This window comes from Streptomyces aurantiaciflavus (genome assembly GCF_049808595.1).
In the GTDB taxonomy this organism is placed as follows: domain Bacteria; phylum Actinomycetota; class Actinomycetes; order Streptomycetales; family Streptomycetaceae; genus Streptomyces.
Genome location: NZ_JBNCAQ010000040.1, coordinates 24818 through 41163, shown reverse-complemented (window position 1 = coordinate 41163; position 16346 = coordinate 24818). Strand labels below are relative to the sequence as shown.

At 71.2% G+C, this 16346-nt stretch carries 11 protein-coding genes; 8 read left to right on the top strand and 3 right to left on the bottom strand.

The window, feature by feature from the left end:
- Positions 1 to 146: 146 nt before the first annotated feature.
- Positions 147 to 1145: an aldo/keto reductase gene (locus ACPT94_RS35200; protein WP_360351153.1), complete on the bottom strand. Its 999-nt coding sequence runs from the start codon at positions 1143 to 1145 to the stop codon at positions 147 to 149.
- Between the two features lie 75 nt (positions 1146 to 1220).
- On the opposite strand from ACPT94_RS35200, the gene ACPT94_RS35195 reads away from it, so the two are divergent.
- The 6 genes from ACPT94_RS35195 (at position 1221) to serA (ending at position 11485) form a co-directional block, all read left to right on the top strand.
- On the top strand, positions 1221 to 2174 hold the full coding sequence (locus tag ACPT94_RS35195; RefSeq protein ID WP_360351156.1) for a 2-hydroxyacid dehydrogenase: 954 nt from the start codon (positions 1221 to 1223) through the stop codon (positions 2172 to 2174).
- 399 nt (positions 2175 to 2573) lie between these two features.
- Positions 2574 to 5621: a putative bifunctional diguanylate cyclase/phosphodiesterase gene (locus ACPT94_RS35190; protein ID WP_360351159.1), complete on the top strand. Its 3048-nt coding sequence runs from the start codon at positions 2574 to 2576 to the stop codon at positions 5619 to 5621.
- 279 nt (positions 5622 to 5900) lie between these two features.
- Positions 5901 to 7748, top strand: a complete 1848-nt coding sequence (locus ACPT94_RS35185) for an acetolactate synthase large subunit (protein ID WP_360351162.1) — start codon at positions 5901 to 5903, stop codon at positions 7746 to 7748.
- A gap of 20 nt (positions 7749 to 7768) precedes the next feature.
- The gene (gene ilvN / locus ACPT94_RS35180) at positions 7769 to 8293 is read left to right on the top strand and encodes an acetolactate synthase small subunit (RefSeq protein WP_166002432.1); all 525 of its coding nucleotides are present in this window, start codon (positions 7769 to 7771) and stop codon (positions 8291 to 8293) included.
- A gap of 129 nt (positions 8294 to 8422) precedes the next feature.
- Positions 8423 to 9421: a ketol-acid reductoisomerase gene (gene ilvC, locus ACPT94_RS35175; RefSeq protein WP_425247712.1), complete on the top strand. Its 999-nt coding sequence runs from the start codon at positions 8423 to 8425 to the stop codon at positions 9419 to 9421.
- Positions 9422 to 9895: 474 nt separating this feature from the next.
- Complete coding sequence (gene serA / locus ACPT94_RS35170; protein ID WP_425247711.1) at positions 9896 to 11485, top strand: phosphoglycerate dehydrogenase; 1590 nt, start codon at positions 9896 to 9898, stop codon at positions 11483 to 11485.
- A gap of 200 nt (positions 11486 to 11685) precedes the next feature.
- On the opposite strand, the gene ACPT94_RS35165 is transcribed toward serA, so the two are convergent.
- Entirely contained in the window at positions 11686 to 13227 is a 1542-nt protein-coding gene (locus ACPT94_RS35165; RefSeq protein WP_425247710.1) for an MFS transporter, read from the bottom strand.
- 97 nt (positions 13228 to 13324) lie between these two features.
- On the opposite strand from ACPT94_RS35165, the gene ACPT94_RS35160 reads away from it, so the two are divergent.
- A complete protein-coding gene (locus tag ACPT94_RS35160; protein ID WP_360351014.1) occupies positions 13325 to 13903 on the top strand; it encodes a TetR/AcrR family transcriptional regulator in 579 nt (192 codons plus the stop codon).
- Between the two features lie 67 nt (positions 13904 to 13970).
- Here the strand turns inward: ACPT94_RS35160 and ACPT94_RS35155 are convergent, their stop codons facing one another.
- Positions 13971 to 15170 (bottom strand): PucR family transcriptional regulator, encoded by a 1200-nt coding sequence (locus tag ACPT94_RS35155; RefSeq protein ID WP_425247709.1) that lies wholly within the window; start codon positions 15168 to 15170, stop codon positions 13971 to 13973.
- Positions 15171 to 15334: 164 nt separating this feature from the next.
- On the opposite strand from ACPT94_RS35155, the gene ACPT94_RS35150 reads away from it, so the two are divergent.
- Positions 15335 to 16315: a proline dehydrogenase family protein gene (locus ACPT94_RS35150; RefSeq protein ID WP_360351008.1), complete on the top strand. Its 981-nt coding sequence runs from the start codon at positions 15335 to 15337 to the stop codon at positions 16313 to 16315.
- Positions 16316 to 16346: the final 31 nt, after the last annotated feature.

Sequence of the window (16346 nt, the reverse complement as noted above, 5' to 3'; positions counted from 1 at the left end):
GTTCCCGATCACCGCAACCCGATGCCGCCGGCGTTCCCCGCCCCCCACCCCCCGCCCCGGTCCGGGTTCGAGGGCGGCCCGTCCGGCGGACCGCGCAGCAGACGCGGGGCCCGGCACGCCCCCACTCTCCGCCGGACCGGCAGGCCCTAATCCCACGAGCCCTGCGCCGCCGGCAGCTCCGCCACCTCGGTCAGGTCCTGCTCCGTCAGCCGCAGCCCGGCCGCCGCCGCGTTCTCCGTCACCCACCGCTCGTGCTTGGCGCCGGGCACCGGGACCACGTGCCGGCCCTGCGCCAGCACCCACGCCAGGGCCACCTGCGCGGCCGTCACGGTCTCGCCGTGCCGTGCGGCCACCCGGCGCAGGCCGGCGACGATCGGCTGGTTCCCGGCCATCATCTCGGCGGTGAAGCGGGGATGACGGGCGCGCATGTCGTCCGGTTCGAAGCCCTCGCCCGGGGTCAGCGTCCCGGTGAGGAAGCCGTTGCCCAGCGGCATCGCCGCCAGGAAACCGACGCCGCGCTGCTCGCACCACGGCAGCAGCGTGTCCAGCGCCTCCGGCGACCACACCGACAGCTCCGCCTCGACCGCGCTCACCGGGAAGACCTGCTGCACCCGCCGCAACTGCCGGATCGTCGCGTCGTACAGCCGCCCGCCCGAACGCCGGCCGCCCCGCGCTCCCACCGCGCACAGCCCCAACGCCCGCACCTTGCCCGCCCGCACGAGCTCCGCCATCGCCCCCCAGGTCTCCTCCACGGGCACCTCGGGGTCGGCGCGGTGCAGCTGGTACAGGTCGATGACGTCCGTCTGCAGCCGCCTCAGCGAGGCGTCACAGGCCCGCTTCACATACCCGGGGCGGCCGTTGGCCACGATGTGCTGCTCACCCACCAGCAGCCCGACCTTCGTCGACACGAACGCGTCCTCGCGCCGCTCCTTCAACACCCGCCCCACCAACAGCTCGTTGGTGAACGGGCCGTACATGTCGGCCGTGTCCAGCAGGGTCGCGCCCAGATCCAGCGCCCGGTGCAATGCCCTCAGCGACTCGTCGCCCCGCTGCCGCGACCCGCTGTACGCCCAGCTCATCGGCATGCACCCGAGTCCGACGGCCCCCACCGTGAGCGCCGCCGCGCCGATCGTCCTGCACTCCACCTGCTCGTGATCCTCCCTCTCCTGGCACCCAACCTAACCTCTGCACACGCGCGTGCCTCACATAGCCTCCTGAGCATGACTGCTGACGTGTGGCTGCCCATCCCGCCGGACGAGATCGAAGGGCTCCCCGAGGGCCTGAACTATCTCTTCTGGAACGGGGGCGCGGAGTTCCCCGCGGACCCGGCCCGGTGCGTGTACTACGTGGTCCCCTACATGAAGCCCGCCGAGGTCTGCCGGCGCCCGCTGCCCCACCTGAGCTCCGTCGAGGTCGTGCAGACGCTGTCGGCCGGCGTCGACAACGTGCTGCCGGGCCTCGGGCTGCTGCGTCCGGGCGTGCGGTTGTGCAACGCGCGCGGGGTGCACGAGGCGAGCACCGCCGAGCTCACCCTCACCCTGGTCCTCGCCTCCCTGCGCGGTGTCCCCGACTTCGTCCGCGCCCAGGACCGCGGGGAGTGGCTCGGCGGTTTCCGGCCCGCGCTGGCCGACAAGAACGTCCTCATCGTGGGGTACGGGGCGATCGGATCGGCGATCGAGGACCGGCTCGTGCCCTTCGAGGTGGCGCGGGTGGCGCGCGTCGCGCGCTCCCAGCGCACAACGGAGCGCGGTCCGGTGCATCCCTTCACCGAACTGCCCTCCCTGCTCCCCGAGGCGGACGTCGTCATCCTCTCCACGCCCCTGACGGAGAGCACCCGGCACCTGGCGAACGCCGACTTCCTCGCCCGTATGAAGGACGGCGCGCTGCTGGTCAACGTCGCCCGCGGCGCCGTCGTCGACAGCAAGGCCCTGCTCGCCGAACTGGAGAGCGGCCGCCTCACCGCGGCCCTGGACGTCACCGAACCCGAACCCCTGCCCCCCGCCCACCCGCTGTGGCAGGCGCCGGGTGTGCTGATCAGCCCCCATGTCGGCGGCCCCACGTCGGCCTTCCGGCCCCGCGCCGAACGCCTGCTGACGGATCAGTTGGACCGTTTCGTGAACCGGCGGCCCCTGCGCAACGTGATCCTTACGACGGGCGCCACCGACGAGGCATGACGAGCACGGCACACGCGTGATCCGGTTCGGGTACCCTCCGCAGTCCCCCGAACGCGGTCAGTGCGCACGTTGCCGCTGGTCGTCACGGAGCGTAGAGAACCTATGTCCCTGAGTGACGAGACTGGTGTATCGTCCCGACAGGGGCTGCGCCGCGCACCGTTCGGCGCCGGGGATGGACATCAGACTGTGAGGGGGGCGACGGGCGATGCACGGCCTATGGACGAACGATCCGACGCGGCGGAGCCGCCGCCGGCGACCCTGTTGCACGGCCACGAGCACACACGGTGGCCCCGGTCACGGCAGTCGGCACAGCCATCACCACCGCAGGCCCACCAGCGGCAGGAGGCAGCCGCAGCCGACGCCGCGGGACCGGGGAGCGACGGGGACCGGGAGGACCCGGTGAGTTCGCCGCCGACCTCCACGACCCTCCTCGACGGAGCGCTGCGGGCACAGGCTCCGGCGGGGACGCCACCGACCGGGTCGCCGTCCTGCGGCCCCGGATCGACCATGGCCCACCAACTCCTCCTGGCCCTGCTGTGCGCGGGCTACGCCGTCGGCTCCGCGTTCGGCTGGGGTTCGGAACAACTCGCCCTGATCATGGGCGACTTCGGACTCACGGCAGCGGCGGGCACCGCCGCCGTGTCCTGCTTCCTCTACGCGCGCACCCGCCGGGTCCGCTTTCGACCCGCCTGGCTGCTGTTCGGCCTCTCCTCGACGATGGCGGCCCTCGGCAACCTGGTCTGGGGGTGGTACGAGGTCGTCCTGGACCGTCCCGTGCCCAGCCCCAGCTACGCCGACCTGTTCTTCCTGTGCTTCGCGCCGCCCGCGATCGTGGGTCTGCTGGTGCTCGCCGCCCGGCCCGTGACCAAGGCGGGCTGGGTCTGTCTGGCGCTGGACGCCTGGTTGATCGCCGGTTCGCTGCTCACCCTGGCGTGGAGCCTCGCCCTCGCGCAGGCCGCGCAGCTCGACGGGCCGAGCGTGGGGCACGCGGCCCTGTCGCTGGCGTACCCGCTGCTCGACATCGCCCTCATCAGCATGGTGCTGGTGCTGCACTTCCGGCGCTCACCGGTCAACCGCACAGCGGTCAACACCGCCGTCGGCGCCTTGGCGCTGACCGTGATGTGCGACGCCCTGTTCACCTCACCGCTGCTGCACCACACCTACCGCTCGGGCCAGCTCCTCGACGCGGGCTGGTTCGCCGGCTCACTGCTCCTCGCCTACGCCCCGTGGGCCGCCGGCCGGCAGGACGCGGCGGAGGAGGGGCGCACGCGCGTGGCGCACGAGCACGTGCGCGGGCGCCGCGCGGCCGGCCGTCCGGACACACAGCCGTCCGCACCGGACGGCGAGCTCAACCGGTATCCGGCCACGCGGCCCCTCACCGGCTCCCTCGCCGCCCTCACGCCCTACCTCGCCGCCGCCGTCTGCACCCTGGGGATCCTCTACAACGTCCTCAACGGCCGCAGCGTCGACCGCGTGGTGCTGGTCACCGGCGGGGCGGTCGTGCTCGCCCTCGTGGTGCGCCAGGGGATCATGCTGCTGGACAACATGACCCTCACCCAGGAACTGGCGCAGACGGAGAACCACTTCCGCTCCCTGGTGCAGGGCTCCAGCGACGTGATCATGATCGCCGCCCCCAGCGGCGTCCTGCGGTACGTCTCACCGGCCGCCGCCGGCGTCTACGGACGGCCGGCGGAGGAGCTGGTGGGCACGGAGCTGGCCCATCTCATCCACCCGGAGGACCTGGGCCGCGTGGTGCACGAGGTGCGCCGCTTCCTGGCCGCCAGCCCCCAGGAGGAACCCACCACCCGCATCGAGTGCCGCTTCCGCTCCGGCGACGGGGGCGCCTCCCGCTCGGGCGAAGCCGAGAGCGGGGGAGGCTGGCTCAACGTCGAGTCGACCGTCAACCGCCACCAGGGCGGCCTGATCTTCAACAGCCGGGACGTCACCGAACGGGTGCGTCTGCAGGCGCAGCTCCAGCACAACGCCGAGCACGACCCGCTGACCGACCTGCCCAACCGTGCCCTGTTCACCCGGCGCGTCCAGCAGGCGCTCTCCGGCCGCCGCAGCTCCGACCGGGGCACCGCCCTGCGCAACACAGCCGTCCTCTTCATCGACCTCGACGGCTTCAAGGCCGTCAACGACACGATCGGCCACCAGGCCGGGGACGAGCTGCTCGTCCAGGCCGCCCGCAGGCTCCAGGACGCGGTCCGGCACGGCGACACGGCCTCCCGGCTGGGCGGCGACGAGTTCGCGGCCCTGATCGTCGGCGACACCACCCGTGACCGCGGCGCACGGGAGCGGCACATCCTGGAGCTCGCCGACCGCCTCAGGGTCACGCTCTCCCAGCCGTACCAGATCGACGGCAACGAGGTGCGGGTCGCCGCCTCCATCGGCGTCGCCTTCGCCGAACCGGGGCTCGGCGCCGGGGAACTGCTGCGCAACGCCGACCTCGCCATGTACCGCGCCAAGGCGGGCGGCAAGGGCCGGGTCGAGCTGTACAAGCCGCAGATGCAGCAGGACGTCGTACGGAAGGCGGCGTTGGCCACGCGGTTGCGGGCCGCGCTGCACGACGGCGAGTTCGCGCTGCTGCACCAGCCCGTGGTGCGGCTGGAGGACGGCCGGATCTCGTCGGTCGCCGCGCACGCGCGGTGGCGCTCCGCCCAGGGAGTGCTCTTCACGCCCGCGGAGTTCCTGCGGGTGGCGGAGGACGGCGACAAGACCGCCGAGCTGGGCCGCTGGACGCTCGAGGAGGCCGTCGCGCAGGCCGCCGACCGGGCCGCGAGCGGGCTGAACCTGCCGGTGGTGGTCCAGGTGGGCGCCCGCCGCCTCCTGGACCGGTCGATGCCGCTGGGCTCCGTGGAGGCCCTGCTGACCCGGCACGGGCTGCCGTCCGGGTCGCTGATGGTCGAGCTGTCCGACATAGACCCGAAGGTGTCGCTGGACGAACTGGAGCGGCGGCTGGGCGCCCTGCGCCGACTCGGTGTCCGGATCGCCCTCGACGGCTTCGGCGGCGGCTGCGTGGCCATAACGGCACTGCGCCGGCTCCCGGTCGACGTACTGAAACTGGACCGCGGTCTGGTGGAGGGCGTCGTGGAGTCCGCGCGGCTGCACAAGATCACCAGTGGGCTGCTGCGGATCGCGAGCGACCTCGGGCTGCAGTCCGTGGCCGAGGGCGTGGATCTGCCCGAGCAGGTCGTCGCCCTGCGCGCGATGGGCTGCACGCACGGACAGGGCGCGGCCTTCTCCGGGCCGCTCGACGAGTACCGGCTGCGCAGGGCGCTCGGCCGCGGCCACTATCCGGTGCCGCACGAACAGGTCGAGCCCGCCTTCGCGGGCGGCGGCGCCGGGGTGTACACCAGTGGTGTCCCTGCGGTCCTGGGAGGGGGAACCCTTGGTGGCGGAACAGCACTGCGCTCACATAATGAGACCCCCGTCCCACCCACTTGACAGTGGGTGCGTGCCGGGGGGAGGGTCAGTGCCATGCGCACCCGAATTCTCGTACTTGGACAGCGCGTCGGCTGAGCTGGGACCCACCGGAGGACGATCCGGAAACCCCAGCGACCTCACCGGCGCGCTCCCCTCGCTTGCCTTTTGGCACGAGGGGTTTTTTGTTGCACAGGCGCCAGGCGTACAGCAGTCGCACACCGCACGAACTTCGCAAAACACCCAGCCAGACTCCCAGCCAGACCCCCCAGCAAAACCCTCAGCATCGAGAAGAGAATGCCGATGACCGAGCAGGCCACCGGGGCCCATCACCCGCAGCCGCGGCCCCGATCCGGAGGACACTCCGCCACCGTCGAGCACGTCACGGGTGCGCAGTCCCTCATCCGCTCTCTCGAGGAGGTCGGCGCCGACACGGTATTCGGCATTCCCGGCGGTGCGATCCTTCCCGCGTACGACCCGCTGATGGACTCCACCCGGGTGCGCCACGTCCTGGCCCGTCACGAGCAGGGCGCCGGCCACGCGGCCACCGGCTACGCACAGGCCACCGGCAAGGTCGGCGTCTGCATGGCCACCTCCGGCCCGGGCGCCACCAACCTGGTCACGCCGATCGCCGACGCCCACATGGACTCGGTGCCGCTGGTCGCGATCACCGGCCAGGTCGCCTCCAAGGCGATCGGCACGGACGCCTTCCAGGAGGCGGACATCGTCGGCATCACCATGCCGATCACCAAGCACAACTTCCTGGTCACCAAGGCCGAGGACATCCCCCGGGTCATCGCGCAGGCCTTCCACATCGCCTCCACCGGCCGCCCCGGCCCGGTCCTGGTCGACATCGCCAAGGACGCCCTCCAGGCGCGGACGACCTTCTCCTGGCCGCCCACCATGGACCTGCCCGGCTACCGCCCGGTGACCAAGCCGCACGCCAAGCAGATCCGCGAGGCCGCCAAGCTGATCGCCTCCGCCAGGCGGCCGATCCTCTACGTCGGCGGCGGGGTGATCAAGTCCGGCGCCACCGCCGAGCTGAAGGTCCTCGCCGAGCTGACCGGCGCGCCCGTCACCACCACCCTGATGGCGCTGGGAGCGTTCCCCGACAGCCACCCGCAGCACCTGGGCATGCCCGGTATGCACGGCTCGGTGGCCGCCGTCACCGGTCTGCAGAAGGCCGACCTGATCGTCGCCCTCGGCGCCCGCTTCGACGACCGCGTCACCGGCAAGCTCGACAGCTTCGCCCCGTACGCCAAGATCGTCCACGCGGACATCGACCCGGCGGAGATCGGCAAGAACCGCGCCGCCGACGTCCCGATCGTCGGGGACGCGCGCGAGGTCATCGCCGACCTGATCCAGGCCGTGCAGAAGGAGCACAGCGAGGGCAACCAGGGCGACTACAGCGCCTGGTGGAAGGACCTCGACCGCTGGCGCGAGACCTACCCGCTCGGCTACGACCAGCCGGGGGACGGCTCGCTCTCCCCGCAGCAGGTCATCGAGCGCATCGGGCAGCTCGCCCCCGAGGGCACGATCTTCGCGGCGGGCGTCGGCCAGCACCAGATGTGGGCCGCGCACTTCATCCAGTACGACAAGCCCGCCACCTGGCTGAACTCCGGCGGCGCCGGGACGATGGGCTACGCGGTCCCGGCCGCCATGGGCGCCAAGGCGGGAGCCCCCGCGAAGACGGTCTGGGCGATCGACGGCGACGGCTGCTTCCAGATGACCAACCAGGAGCTCACCACCTGCGCCCTGAACGACATCCCGATCAAGGTCGCCATCATCAACAACGGCGCCCTCGGGATGGTCCGCCAGTGGCAGACGCTGTTCTACAACCAGCGGTACTCCAACACCGTGCTGCACTCCGGTCCGAACGACGTCAACCCGGACGCCCGGGGCACCCGCGTCCCCGACTTCGTGAAGCTGTCGGAGGCCATGGGCTGCTACGCCATCCGCTGCGAGGACCCGGCCGACCTCGACAAGGTCATCGAAGAGGCGAACTCCATCAACGACCGTCCGGTCGTCATCGACTTCATCGTCCACGAGGACGCCATGGTGTGGCCGATGGTCGCCGCCGGCACCTCCAACGACGAGATCATGGCCGCCCGGGACGTCCGCCCCGACTTCGGCGACAACGAAGACGACTGAGCGAGAGAGACGAAAGAGAAATGTCCAAGCACACGCTCTCCGTCCTGGTGGAGAACACCCCGGGCATCCTGGCCCGGATCGCCGCCCTCTTCTCCCGCCGCGGCTTCAACATCGACTCGCTCGCGGTCGGTGTCACCGAGCACCCCGACATCTCCCGCATCACCATCGTGGTGAACGTCGAGGACCTGCCGCTGGAGCAGGTCACCAAGCAGCTCAACAAGCTCGTCAACGTGCTGAAGATCGTCGAGCTGGAGCCGTCGCAGGCGGTTCAGCGTGAACTCGTTCTGGTGAAGGTGCGCGCCGACAACGAGACGCGCTCCCAGATCGTCGAGATCGTCCAGCTGTTCCGCGCCAAGACCGTGGACGTCTCCCCGGAGGCCGTGACCATCGAGGCCACCGGCAGCAGCGACAAGCTCTCCGCCATGCTCAAGATGCTGGAACCGTACGGCATCAAGGAGCTGGTCCAGTCCGGCACGATCGCGATCGGCCGCGGCGCCCGTTCGATCACGGACCGGTCGCTGCGCGCACTCGACCGATCGGCGTAAGGACGCGTTCGGGCGGCCGGGTGACATCGGCCGCCCGGATCCCGCCCGTATAGCGAGACCCCGAAACTTCCCTTCCCCCCGCCGTCATACGGTGGGACGCAACACCTGCACTCAAGGAGAGAACCCAAAGTGGCCGAGCTGTTCTACGACGCTGACGCCGACCTGTCCATCATCCAGGGCCGCAAGGTCGCGGTCATCGGCTACGGCAGCCAGGGCCACGCGCACGCCCTGTCGCTGCGTGACTCCGGTGTCGACGTGCGGGTCGGTCTGCACGAGGGCTCCAAGTCCAAGGCGAAGGCCGAGGAGCAGGGCCTGCGCGTGGTGACGCCGTCCGAGGCCGCCGCCGAGGCCGACGTCATCATGATCCTGGTGCCGGACCCCATCCAGGCCCAGGTCTACGAGGAGTCCATCGCCCCCAACCTGAAGGACGGCGACGCGCTGTTCTTCGGCCACGGCTTCAACATCCGCTTCGGCTTCATCAAGCCCCCGGCCGGCGTCGACGTCGCCATGGTCGCCCCGAAGGGCCCGGGCCACCTGGTCCGCCGCCAGTACGAGGAGGGCCGCGGCGTTCCCTGCATCGCCGCCGTCGAGCAGGACGCCTCGGGCAACGCCTTCGCGCTCGCGCTGTCGTACGCCAAGGGCATCGGCGGCACCCGCGCCGGCGTCATCAAGACGACCTTCACCGAGGAGACCGAGACCGACCTCTTCGGTGAGCAGGCCGTTCTCTGCGGTGGTACGGCCGCGCTGGTCAAGGCGGGCTTCGAGACCCTGACCGAGGCCGGCTACCAGCCGGAGATCGCCTACTTCGAGTGCCTGCACGAGCTGAAGCTGATCGTGGACCTCATGTACGAGGGCGGCCTGGAGAAGATGCGCTGGTCCGTCTCCGAGACCGCCGAGTGGGGCGACTACGTCACCGGCCCGCGGATCATCACCGACGCCACCAAGGCCGAGATGAAGAAGGTCCTCGCCGAGATCCAGGACGGCACCTTCGCCCAGCAGTGGATGGACGAGTACCACGGCGGCCTGAAGAAGTACAACGAGTACAAGCAGCAGGACTCCGAGCACCTGCTGGAGACCACCGGCAAGCAGCTGCGCAAGCTGATGAGCTGGGTCGACGAGGAGGCGTGAGCCTCGCGCCGCGGGGCGTGTGAACGACATGTCCCCAGGGGCCGGAGCCTGCTGCTCCGGCCCCTTCGGCCAACCCCGGGTAACGTCGTGTGAAACGGTGTTGTCCCGTGAAACGGTGTTGTCCATCCCGTCCGACCACGGACGGGTGATCCTTCCGCAGAGGCGCATGACGACCTTTGCCGCAGCACTACACTGCTGCACTACATACGCGTCAGGCCCACAGCGTCGTGCGTCTTCCACGCGGCCCAGCGACACCGAGGAATTGCGAGCACGCCCCCACGCCGCCCGGCACGCACTCTCGCCGCACCGGCCGAAGGCCCAAGTAGCTCCGCTACGAGGACCTTCACCCGGCACGCCGAAAGCACGCACCGAACGACGCGGGAACGCACCCGAAATTCCCCGGCGCCGCTCCCCCTCCTCCGCCTGCGGCCGTCGGGACGGCCGTCCGCATGCTCTGGACTTGTGAGGACTCACGTGAGCTCGAAACCTGTCGTACTCATCGCTGAAGAGCTGTCGCCCGCGACCGTGGACGCGCTTGGCCCGGACTTCGAGATCCGGCACTGCAACGGAGCGGACCGAGCCGAACTGCTCCCGGCCATCGCCGACGTCGACGCGATCCTGATCCGCTCGGCCACCAAGGTGGACGCCGAGGCGATCGCCGCCGCGAGCAAGCTGAAGGTCGTCGCACGAGCCGGCGTCGGCCTGGACAACGTCGACGTCTCCGCCGCCACCAAGGCCGGCGTGATGGTCGTCAACGCCCCCACCTCCAACATCGTGACCGCCGCCGAGCTGGCCTGCGGTCTCATCCTCGCCACCGCCCGCAACATCCCGCAGGCCAACGCCGCGCTGAAGAACGGCGAGTGGAAGCGCAGCAAGTACACGGGCGTGGAGCTCGCCGAGAAGACCCTCGGTGTCGTCGGCCTCGGCCGTATCGGCGCGCTCGTCGCCCAGCGCATGTCCGCCTTCGGCATGAAGGTCGTCGCCTACGACCCCTACGTGCAGCCCGCGCGCGCCGCGCAGATGGGCGTGAAGGTGCTGTCGCTGGACGAGCTGCTCGAGGTCTCCGACTTCATCACCGTCCACCTGCCCAAGACGCCGGAGACGGTCGGCCTCATCGGCGACGAGGCGCTGCGCAAGGTCAAGCCGAGCGTGCGCGTCGTCAACGCGGCCCGCGGTGGCATCGTCGACGAGGAGGCGCTGTACTCCGCACTCAAGGAGGGCCGGGTCGCCGGCGCCGGCCTCGACGTGTACGCCAAGGAGCCGTGCACCGACTCGCCGCTGTTCGAGTTCGACCAGGTCGTCGCCACCCCGCACCTCGGCGCCTCCACGGACGAGGCGCAGGAGAAGGCCGGTATCGCGGTCGCCAAGTCCGTCCGCCTCGCCCTCGCCGGTGAGCTGGTGCCGGACGCGGTGAACGTCCAGGGCGGTGTCATCGCCGAGGACGTCAAGCCGGGCCTGCCGCTCGCCGAGCGCCTCGGCCGGATCTTCACCGCGCTCGCCGGTGAGGTCGCGGTCCGCCTCGACGTCGAGGTCTACGGCGAGATCACCCAGCACGACGTGAAGGTGCTGGAGCTGTCCGCCCTCAAGGGCGTCTTCGAGGACGTCGTCGACGAGACCGTGTCGTACGTCAACGCCCCGCTGTTCGCGCAGGAGCGCGGCGTCGAGGTGCGGCTGACCACGAGCTCGGAGTCGGCCGACCACCGCAACGTCGTCACCGTGCGCGGCACGCTCGGCAGCGGCGAGGAGGTCGCGGTCTCCGGCACCCTGGCCGGCCCGAAGCACCTGCAGAAGCTCGTCGCGGTCGGCGACTACGACGTCGACCTCGCGCTCGCCGACCACATGGTCGTGCTGCGCTACGAGGACCGTCCCGGTGTCGTCGGCACCGTGGGCCGGATCTTCGGCGAGGCGGGCATCAACATCGCCGGTATGCAGGTCGCCCGTGCGGCCGTGGGCGGGGAGGCGCTGGCGGTGCTGACCGTCGACGACACCGTGTCCGCGGGTGTGCTGGGCGAGGTCGCCGCGGAGATCGGGGCGACGTCCGCGCGTGCGGTGAATCTGGTCTGACCCGGTCCGAGGTCACCGTTCGGTTCCGGTGACCGTCCGCCGCGGTCGCCGTGGCCCGGGGGCCGCCGCCCCCGGACCCCCGCTCCGGCCCTGAACGGACCTCGTCCACAACGCCGGACGGGCTGAGTTTCTCAGCCCGTCCGGGGGTGCCCCCTCTGGGGGACTTCGCCTGTGCTGCGGGTTTCGTACCGCGGGTTTCCTCAGACCGCGGCCTTCTCCGGCTCCGGCTCCGGCGCCGCAGGTTCCCGCACCTGAACCCGCCGCAGCGTCACCGCGGCCGCGACCGCCGCCCCCGTCAGCAGCACCGCGCCCGCGATGGCCGCCGCGTGCATCCCGCTGGTGAAGGCCTCGCGCGCCGCCGTCGCCAGGGCGTCACCCGTGCGCCCCGGCAGCCGATCGGCGGCGGCCAGCGCGCCGCCCAGCGTCTCCTGGGCCGCCGCCGGCGCCGACCCCGGCATCTCGTGGCGGTAGACCGCCGTGCCGATGGAGCCGAGGAACGCCATGCTCAGCGCGCCGCCGAACTCCGTGCCGGTCTCCAGGAGCGAGGAGGCCGCGCCCGCCTTCTCCACCGGGGCGGTGCCCATGGCCAGGTCGGTCAGCTGGGACATGACGGCGACGACGCCGCAGGCCAGGACGCCGCACGCGGCCAGCAGCAGCCAGAGGGAGTCCGTGCCGGCCAGGGTCAGCATCACGTAGCCGCCCGCAGTGACCGCGAAGCCTCCGGCGACGACGTAGGCGCGGGGCGCGCCCCGCTGCACGAGCTGCGCGCTGACCGGGGCAGCCATGCCGATGAACACCGAGGGCAGCAGGCTCCACAGCGCGGCTTCGAGGGGGCTCTTGCCCAGGACCGACTGGATGTACTGGGTCGTGAAGTAGGCCGAGCCCATCATGCCGAAGGCGGCGACGAGGTTGAGGGCGACGGCCGGGCTGAAGCCGCGCCCCCGGAACAGCTCCGGTGAGATCAGCGGAGACGCCGTCGTGCGCTGCCGGTGGACGAAGAGCGTGGCGAAGAGCAGGCCGACCGTCACCGAGAGGACGTACCGCACGTTCCAGCCCTCGGAGGGGATCTCCTTCAGGCCGTAGATCACGGGCAGGACCGCCGCGAGCGACAGCGGGACGCTCAGCCAGTCGAAACGGCCGGGTGCGGGGTTCTTCGACTCGGGCAGCAGGACCGGGCCGAGGGCCAGCAGCAGCACCATCGCCGGCAGGTTGACCAGGAAGACCGAGCCCCACCAGAAGTGCTCGACGAGCACGCCGCTCATCACCGAGCCGAGCGCGATGCCGGCGGTCATCACGCCGGACCACAGCCCGATCGCCCTCGCCCGCTGGGCGGGATCGGTGAACATCGTGCGGACCAGCGCCATCGTCGACGGCATCAGGGTCGCCCCGCCGATGCCGAGGACGGCGCGGGCCGCGATCAGGGTCTCGGCGCTGTTCGCGTACGCCGCCAGCGCGGAGGCGGCGCCGAAGGCCGCCGCGCCGATCAGCAGAAGCCGGCGGCGGCCGATGCGGTCGCCCAGCGAGCCCATCGTCATCAGCAGGCCCGCCAGGACGAAGCCGTAGATGTCGAAGATCCACAGCTGCTGGGTGCCGCTCGGCGACAGGTCCGCGCTGATCTCCGGGATCGCGAAGTAGAGGACCGAGACGTCCATCGAGACCAGCAGCAGCGGAAGCATCAGCACGCCGAGCGCGGTCCATTCGCGGCGTCCGGCGAGGGCCGGAGCATTCGTGTCTGTCGTCATGGCAGGGACTGTACGGGCGTATTAAACAGCTGTCTAGTGCGCTTGTATAAATCGTTCGTCTAGGACGGCTGTATAAAGCCGGGTAGGGTGAGGTGGCATGGGACACCGTGAGGATCTGCTCGAAGGCGCCAAGCGCTGCCTGCTGGCCAAGGGCTTCGCGCGGACGACCGCGCGCGACATCGTCAAGGAGTCGGGGACCAACCTGGCGTCGATCGGCTACCACTACGGCTCGAAGGACGCGCTGCTGGCGCAGGCGTACATCGAGATGGTGGAAGGCATGTCCGACGCCTTCGAGGGGGGCGGCGAGCTCCGTGGGGAGCCCGGCACGCTGGAGCGGTTCGCCGAGGTGTGGTCGAACATCATCGGCACCATGCGGGACCCCGGCTCGATGTGGCGGCTCAGCATGGAGATCGTGGCCATGGGCGACCAGCTGCCCGAGGTGCGGGAGCATCTGGCGCGAGCCCAGCGTGAGGGCGCGCGGGGCATCGTCACGCTGTTCCACGGCGGGCGTGAGGAGGACGTCGCGGAGGAGACCGTGGACACCCTCGGCTACTTCTACCTGACCCTGATGATGGGACTCATGGCGCAGTGGACCTTCGACCCGAAGAGCGCGCCGGAGGCCGAGCAGTTGAAGGAGGGGTTGCGGCGGCTGATCGCCGCGGCTCGAAAGAGCTGATACGGCCGCCCGGGAGTGAGCCGGCGGCTTCCCCGCGGACGAATTCGCCCGCGGTCCCGAGGGCTCCTCACAGTCGGTTCGCCTTCAGCGCCATGTGCAGCAGCAGCCGGTCCTCCCCGTCGTCCAGGTCCAGGCCCGTCAACTGCTCGACGCGCGACAGCCGGTAGTACAGCGTCTGCCGGTGGATGCCCAGCTCCGCCGCCGCACGGCCCGCCTGGCCCGCACAGTCGAGATAGACCTCGGCCGTGCGGGCGATCTCCCGGTGGGCCGGGGAGAGGAGATCCCGTACGGCCGGGTCGTGGGCGCTCTCCGGCGGCAGCGCGGTGAGCAGCCGGAACGGGCCGATCGAGGCCCAGTGGGCGACCGGTCCCAGCCGGGGTTCCGCCAGGGCCGCCCGGGCCGACGCGGCCGCCTCCCGCCAGGCCGTGCCCAGCTCCGCCAGGCCGAGCCGGCCGCCGGCGACTCCCGCCGCGGCCGCGCCCGCCCGCTCCAGCAACCGCCCCGCCGCCGAGGTGGCCGGCGTCAGCAGCTCCGTCGACCTGAGCCGCACCAGCAGGGCCAGCGACTGGGACGTCGTGCCCCACGGCACCGTGCACAGGGCCTCCGCCCCCGGCAGGGTGCGCAGCGACGGCGCGTCGTCCGGGTCGGCGGACGGCCAGGGGGTCACGCACACCACCGTGTGGGGGCCGTCGGCGCGGGCGCCCAGCGCGGTGCGCAGCTCGGCCACCGCCATGTCCCGCTGCCAGCCCCGCTCGGCGGTCAGGACCGCCCGCAGCTCCCGGGTGAGGTCGGCGCCGTGCTGGGCCTCGTCCGCGAGCAGGGCGCCGATCCGGACGGTCACCTCCATCGCGGACGCCAGTTGGGCGTCCGAGGGACCCGGATCGCCGTCCAGCAGCCAGACGTAGCCGAGGACGACACCCCGATGGCGTACGGGGAGGCAGACGCGGCCCCGGTGGACGCCGGCCTCCGGGGTCGGCGGGATCCGGACCGGCCCGGTCGCGCGGGTGATGCCGAAGCCCTCGAACCAGGCGCGGACGGCCGCCGTGGAACGCCGGGTCAGGATCGAGCGGGTGCGCACGGGGTCCAGCGCGGAGGCGTCGAGGTCGTCCTCGCTGTCGTACGCGCCGAAGGCGATCAGCTCGAAGTCCCGGTTCTCCAGGGTCGCGGGGGCGCCGAGCAGCTCCGAGATCTCGTCGACCAGCTCCTGGTAGTCACCCATGTTCTTGAACGGCGCGGTATCCGACGTCACCGGGGCATTCTCCCCCATCCCGGCGAACCCTTCATACATCTGTCTGAGATCTGCGGCACGGATGCGTGACAGCTGTCGATGGCCGACGATCGGAGGGATCCTTAGGTTTCACGGTGGTTCTCCGTGCCGTTCCCGGATCGTCGGGTAGCGGCCTCGTATGGGTTGGTATGTGGAGGTGCCCCGTGCTGGGTCCCGTGATTCTCGCCGCGTCGCGCAGCGACCGGATGCGACGCCTGATCTCGGCGGCCCCGGTGACCAAGCAGGTCGTCGACCGCTTCATCCCCGGTGAGACCGTCGACGACATCGTGCCGATCATCAAGGACCTCACGGACAACGGCCTGGAACTGACGATGGACGTCGTCGGCGAGGACATCACCACCCCCGAGCAGGCCTTTGCCGCCCGGGACGCCTACCTGGAGCTCGTCGACCGGCTCAAGGAGCTGGAGCTCGGCCCGAGGGTCGAGATGTCCGTGAAGCTGTCGATGTTCGGCCAGGCCCTCCCGTCGCCCACCACCGCCCTGTTCGAAGGGCACTCCGGGCCCGCCCCTGCATTCCACGGCGGGCACGAGCTCGCGCTGAAGAACGTCCGCCCGGTCGTCGAGGCCGCCGCCGCCATCGGCACCACCGTCACCCTCGACGCCGAGGACCACACCACCCTCGACTCGATGTTCGCCATCCACGAGGAGCTGCGCCGGGACTTCCCGCAGACCGGCTGCGTCATCCAGGCCTACCTCTTCCGCACCGAGGCCGACGCCCGCCGCCTCGCCGCGAGCGGCAGCCGCGTACGGCTCGTGAAGGGGGCGTACAAGGAGCCCGCCGAAGTCGCCTACCAGCAGAAACACGAGATCGACAAGGCGTACGTCCGCGTCCTGCGGACCCTGATGGAGGGCGAGGGGTACCCGATGATCGGGTCGCACGACCCGCGCCTCATCTCCATCGCCCAGGAGCTGGCCCGCAAGGCCGGCCGCAAGCTCGACGAGTACGAGTTCCAGATGCTGTACGGCATCCGCAGCGACGAGCACCTGCGGCTCGCCGCCGAGGGCCACCGCATGCGCGTCTACACCGCCTACGGCACCGACTGGTACGGCTACTTCATGCGGAGGCTGGCGGAGAAGCCGGCGAACCTGCGCTTCTTCCTCCGCTCGATGGTCGGCAAGGGCTGAGCCCGCACCCCCCGCTCGCAACACCGCTCAC

Bases quoted from the DNA above. Each gene is read 5' to 3' on its own strand.
- ilvN (WP_166002432.1), top strand. From the start codon at position 7,769: ATGTCCAAGCACACGCTCTCCGTCCTGGTGGAGAACACCCCGGGCATC.
- ACPT94_RS35160 (WP_360351014.1), top strand. From the start codon at position 13,325: ATGGGACACCGTGAGGATCTGCTCGAAGGCGCCAAGCGCTGCCTGCTG.
- ACPT94_RS35155 (WP_425247709.1), bottom strand. From the start codon at position 15,170: ATGGGGGAGAATGCCCCGGTGACGTCGGATACCGCGCCGTTCAAGAAC.
- ACPT94_RS35195 (WP_360351156.1), top strand. From the start codon at position 1,221: ATGACTGCTGACGTGTGGCTGCCCATCCCGCCGGACGAGATCGAAGGG.
- ACPT94_RS35165 (WP_425247710.1), bottom strand. From the start codon at position 13,227: ATGACGACAGACACGAATGCTCCGGCCCTCGCCGGACGCCGCGAATGG.
- ACPT94_RS35185 (WP_360351162.1), top strand. From the start codon at position 5,901: ATGACCGAGCAGGCCACCGGGGCCCATCACCCGCAGCCGCGGCCCCGA.